Genomic DNA, 4,507 nt, shown 5'->3' on the forward strand with positions numbered 1-4,507 from the left:
GGATCTCGCGCGCGACGGCCTGTCGCGCGAGCTCGTCGTCCTGCGGCGCCTCGTCGCTCTGCAGCGCGGCGCGCAGCTCCGCGAGGCGCCGCTGCTGCCGCGCGAGGCCGGCCGGCGTCGTCCGGTTCGGATGCGCGCTGAGCGGAATCTCCGGCAGCGGATCGGGACGTTCGGAATCCTTGACGAAAGCGCGGCTCATGGCATCGAGGTTGGACCGGCCGGCGCGAAATCAATGCCGGCCGCCCGCGGCAGCGACGCCGCGCGCCGCGACTCCGTGCCGCCGCGATGCCGCTTCCCACGTCGATGAACTCCCTTGAGGCATGGCCGGCCGGAGCCCCGCTTGCTATCGTGACGGCCTCATCCTGCGAAGAACCTCCATGGCCGCCCATCTGCCCGCGCTCGTCGTCGTGCTCAACATCGTGCTGCTGATGTTCGTGATGTGGATGGTCGGCCGCGCGCGCGGGCGCTACGGCGTGCGCGCACCGGCGACCAGCGGCGACGAAGGATTCGAGCGCGTGTTCCGCGCGCAGATGAACACGATCGAGAGCACGGTGATGTTCCTGCCGGTGCTCTGGCTCGGCGCGACCTACGGCTCGCCGCTCGTGGCCGGCATCGCCGGGCTGGTCTGGGTCGCCGCGCGCTTCTGGTATGCGCTGGCCTATGCGCAGGCCGCGAAAAAGCGCAGTCCCGGTTTCCTGGTTTCCGCGGCGGCCCTCGTCGTCGTCTTCCTGAGCGGTTGCTGGGGCCTGCTGCGCGCGCTGGCCGGCTGAGTCCGGCGGTTTTCGCGCGGTTTGCGCGGCAATCGCGGCGCGAACGCGCCGCGATCCGCACAAAATCCAAACCTTCAACACGCTTACACCGCACTGCAACAATTCGCGCCGAGCATGCCGGCCGCCGCGGTCGTCCGCGGCTGGACGGCGGCGGAGCACGGACATGGCCGGTACGAATCGACGCGAATTCCTGCGCCTGGCCGCGCAATCGGCCGGTGCCGCCGCACTGATGGCCGCGCTGCCTCCGGCGATACGCGAGGCATTGGCCGTGCCGGCGGCGCGCGTGACCGGCACGATCCAGGACGTCGGCCACGTCGTCGTGCTGATGCAGGAAAACCGCTCGTTCGATCATTACTTCGGCGCGTTGCGCGGCGTGCGCGGCTTCGACGACCCGCGCACGATACGGCTGCCCGGCGGCGCGAGCGTCTGGCAGCAGCCGCGCACGGAAGGCGGCACGGTCTTGCCGTTCCGCCTCGACACGCAGCTCAGCAGCGCCCAGTGCATGAACGACATCGACCACAGCTGGAAAGGCAGTCACGCGCGCTGGAAGAACTTCGATCACTGGGTGCGCGAAAAAGGCCCGATGTGCATGGGCCATTTCACGCGCGCCGACCTGCCGTTCTACTACGCGCTGGCCGATGCGTTCACGGTCTGCGACGCCTGGTTCTGCTCGGTGCACGGGCCGACAAATCCGAACCGCATGCACCTGTTCGCCGGCACGAGCGGCCTGGCCGTGAACCGTCCCGGCAATCACGCCGTCAACAACGTCGACGACGGCAACTGGACCGCCGACATCACGCGCGACAACGCCGCGTTCAACGCGTTCGACTGGACCACCTACGCCGAGCGCCTGGAGCAGGCCGGCGTCAGCTGGAAGGTCTATCAGGAATACGACAACTACGGCGACAACTCGCTGGCCTATTTCCGCAGCTTCCGCGGCATCGCCACGAGTTCCCCGCTGTATCGCCGCGGCCGCGACTACGCGCCGGGCTCCAATGCGGCCAACGCCTACACGACGCTCGGCCAGCCGCTGATCCGGCAGTTCCACAACGACGTGCAGAACGGCACCCTGCCGCAGGTGTCGTGGATCGTCGCGCCGTTCTCGATGTGCGAGCACCCCGAGGCCGCGCCGGCCTACGGCGAGGCGCTGACCGCGCAGCTGCTCGCGGCGCTCGCGGCCAATCCCGAGGTCTGGTCGAAGACCGTCTTCATCATCACCTACGACGAGAACGGCGGTTTCTTCGACCACGTGCCTTCGCACGTGCCGGCGCTGACCGCGGGCCTCGGACAGAGCACCGTCGCGACGGCGACCGAGAATCACAACGGCGTGCCGCTGGGCCTGGGCATCCGCGTGCCGAGCCTGGTCGTGTCGCCGTGGAGCCGCGGCGGCTGGGTCAACTCGCAGGTATTCGATCACACCTCGGTCATCCGCTTCCTCGAAGCGCGCTTCGGCGTGCCCGAACCCAATATCGGCGCCTGGCGCCGCGCGATGACCGGCGACCTGACCTCAACCCTGGATTTCAGCGCGGCCGATCCGCTGTGGCCCGTGCTGCCGGATACGAGCGGCTACATCGCGAACGCGAACCTGAGCTGCGGCCTGAGTCCGCCGCAGCCGCCGGCGGACAATGCTTTGCCCGCGCAGGAGCCCGGCTCGCGGCCGGCGCGCGCGCTGCCGTATTCGCTGAGCGTCAACGGCCGCATCGACGCCGCCGCCGGGCGCTACTGGCTGGATTTCTACAACGACGGCGCGGCCGGCGCCGGCCTCAACGTCTATGCCGACAACCGCAGCGACGGGCCGTGGTACTACTCGCTCGAGAGCGGCACGCAGCGCTCGGACTACTGGAGCGCGCAGGCGGTCACGGCCGGCGTTTACGACCTGCACGTGCACGGCCCGAACGGCTTCCTGCGCAGCTTCGGCGGCGACCTCGCGCGCGCGGCGGCGGGCGCGAATCCCGAAATCGTCGCGCTGTACGACGTCGACAACCACGCGCTCGCGCTGCGCCTGCGCAACGGCGGCAGCGCCGCCTGCCGCGTGACCCTGCGGCCGAACCGCTACAGCGCCGAACCAGCGCGCAGCTTGGATCTGCCGGCCGGCGCGGCCGTCGACACGATCTGGAACCTGTCCGCCCAGCAGCGCTGGTACGACCTGAGCCTGACCAGCGACCACGACGAGCGCTGGCTGCGCCGCCTCGCGGGTCATCTCGAGAACGGCTTCCCCGGCGTCAGCGACCCGGCCTTCGGCACGCGCGGGGAAATGCTGTTCGCCGACGGGTTCGAGCAGGCGGCTTGAGGCGCTTGGGCTCTCGATTACCGACGCCGTCGCGTTCGTTGCGCCGGATCCGGTTTCGGCCGGCCGGATGTTGAATTTTTCCGCGGGTCTTCAAAGCGTGCCGTTCCTGCGAAACGCCTTTCTCCGCGTTCGCTGACGTTTCTCCCCCTAACCCCGACCCTCTCCCGCGAGCGAGCTTGGAGGAGAGGGGCGTTACGCCGTGCTACGCGATTCGGCGACTGAATGACCTTGGTTTCGGCCCGAATGCCGCTGCTCTTTCGCAGCACGTTTGAAGGTAAGGGAGCGACATGCTGCGCCGGTGCGGCCCGGCGACTGAATGACCTTGGCTTCGGCTCGACGCTGCAGCCGCGCTTTGCTTCGGCCTGAACGCCGCTCGTCTCCCTCTCCTCCAAGCGCGCCTGTGCTTGGGGAGAGGGCCGGGGCGGGGGAGAAGCCTGGGCATCCGGCGCTGCCCGGTTGTCGCCGGAGCGTCAGCTCGGTGGCGCCGGCGTTTCGGACCTGGCCGCGGGCGGACTGCGCGTTCTCGCGTTCACCGCGCGAAATAGCATTCCATCGTGCGCCGGTAGTCGGTGGCCTGGCTGCGGTTGTCGAGGTTCGTGGCCATGCAGCGGGCGAGCTTGGCGCTGTCGGGGGAGACCGGGCCGAGCTTCTTCGCGAGCTGGTTGATCACGTCGTACGCGAGCATCTGGTGGTCGACGCAGTCGTAGAACGAGGCCTTGGGGTCGAGCCGGAAGCAGTACATCGCGAGGCGGTCGCGGACTTCCTGGCGCTGGCGCGCGACGGCCTGGCGCAGGCGCTGCTGGCGGATGTAGTTGGTCTCGGGCAGCGGCGCGGCGACGAGGCAGGCGCGCGCGGTCCAGTTACCGTCGACGTCGCGGCATTTGTACGTCACGCCCGGGGCATTGCTGCTCAGCGCGAGCGCGAAGGCCAACAGTGCTTGCATCGAGCTTCCCCCCGGAGCTGTTCATCGTCGTGAAGGTAGCGGGTTTGCATCCGGCGTCAAGCTGGCCGGCTGCGTGATCGCGGAGCCGTTGCCGGCGTCGCATACCCGATCGTACTCGCGCCGCCGGGTCGTGGGCGCTTGCACGAGCCATGCCGATTCAAGTGCCGGCGTCGTCCGTTCCGCGGATTCGCGCCGCCGTGCCGCCCGTCCGCCGATTCGGGCACCGCGTGCTTCCGCCCCTGCCGGATCGCCGAACTGCGGCAGCGCACGGATCGGTTCGGTGCCGCGCGCCTGTCCGAAGACGCAGCGGTGCGGTCGTAGCGGACAGCACCGGCGCGGTGCCGGTGCGACAGGGCTTTCATGTGCCGTCGCGCCGCGCGCGGCGTTGCAGCCACCAGAGCAATCCGGCCGGCGCGAGCCAGGCGAGGAACCAGGGCCAGCGCGGCCCGGGCCGTACCGCCGCATCGCGTGCCGCGGCGGCCGCCGGCAGCGCGCGCATCGCCG

At 69.8% G+C, this 4,507-nt stretch carries 4 protein-coding genes; 2 read left to right on the top strand and 2 right to left on the bottom strand.

Going from position 1 to position 4,507, the window contains the following annotated elements:
• Positions 1-199, bottom strand: a 199-nt coding sequence (locus NON22_RS20695) for a hypothetical protein (RefSeq protein WP_257388875.1), incomplete at its 3' end; no start/stop codon positions are given.
• Between the two features lie 178 nt (positions 200-377).
• On the opposite strand from NON22_RS20695, the gene NON22_RS20700 reads away from it, so the two are divergent.
• On the top strand, positions 378-770 hold the full coding sequence (locus tag NON22_RS20700) for an MAPEG family protein (RefSeq protein WP_257388876.1): 393 nt from the start codon (positions 378-380) through the stop codon (positions 768-770).
• 163 nt (positions 771-933) lie between these two features.
• Positions 934-3,060, top strand: a complete 2,127-nt coding sequence (locus tag NON22_RS20705) for a phosphocholine-specific phospholipase C (protein WP_257388877.1) — start codon at positions 934-936, stop codon at positions 3,058-3,060.
• A 529-nt stretch (positions 3,061-3,589) separates the two neighbouring features.
• On the opposite strand, the gene NON22_RS20710 is transcribed toward NON22_RS20705, so the two are convergent.
• On the bottom strand, positions 3,590-4,003 hold the full coding sequence (locus tag NON22_RS20710; RefSeq protein ID WP_257388878.1) for a hypothetical protein: 414 nt from the start codon (positions 4,001-4,003) through the stop codon (positions 3,590-3,592).
• Between the last annotated feature and the right edge of the window lie 504 nt (positions 4,004-4,507).

The sequence above is a fragment of the Tahibacter caeni genome, from assembly GCF_024609805.1.
In the GTDB taxonomy this organism is placed as follows: Bacteria; Pseudomonadota; Gammaproteobacteria; order Xanthomonadales; family Rhodanobacteraceae; genus Tahibacter; species Tahibacter caeni.

Coding starts and splice junctions, on each gene's coding strand:
- NON22_RS20705 (WP_257388877.1), top strand. CDS start 934: ATGGCCGGTACGAATCGACGCGAATTCCTGCGCCTGGCCGCGCAATCG.
- NON22_RS20710 (WP_257388878.1), bottom strand. CDS start 4,003: ATGCAAGCACTGTTGGCCTTCGCGCTCGCGCTGAGCAGCAATGCCCCG.
- NON22_RS20700 (WP_257388876.1), top strand. CDS start 378: ATGGCCGCCCATCTGCCCGCGCTCGTCGTCGTGCTCAACATCGTGCTG.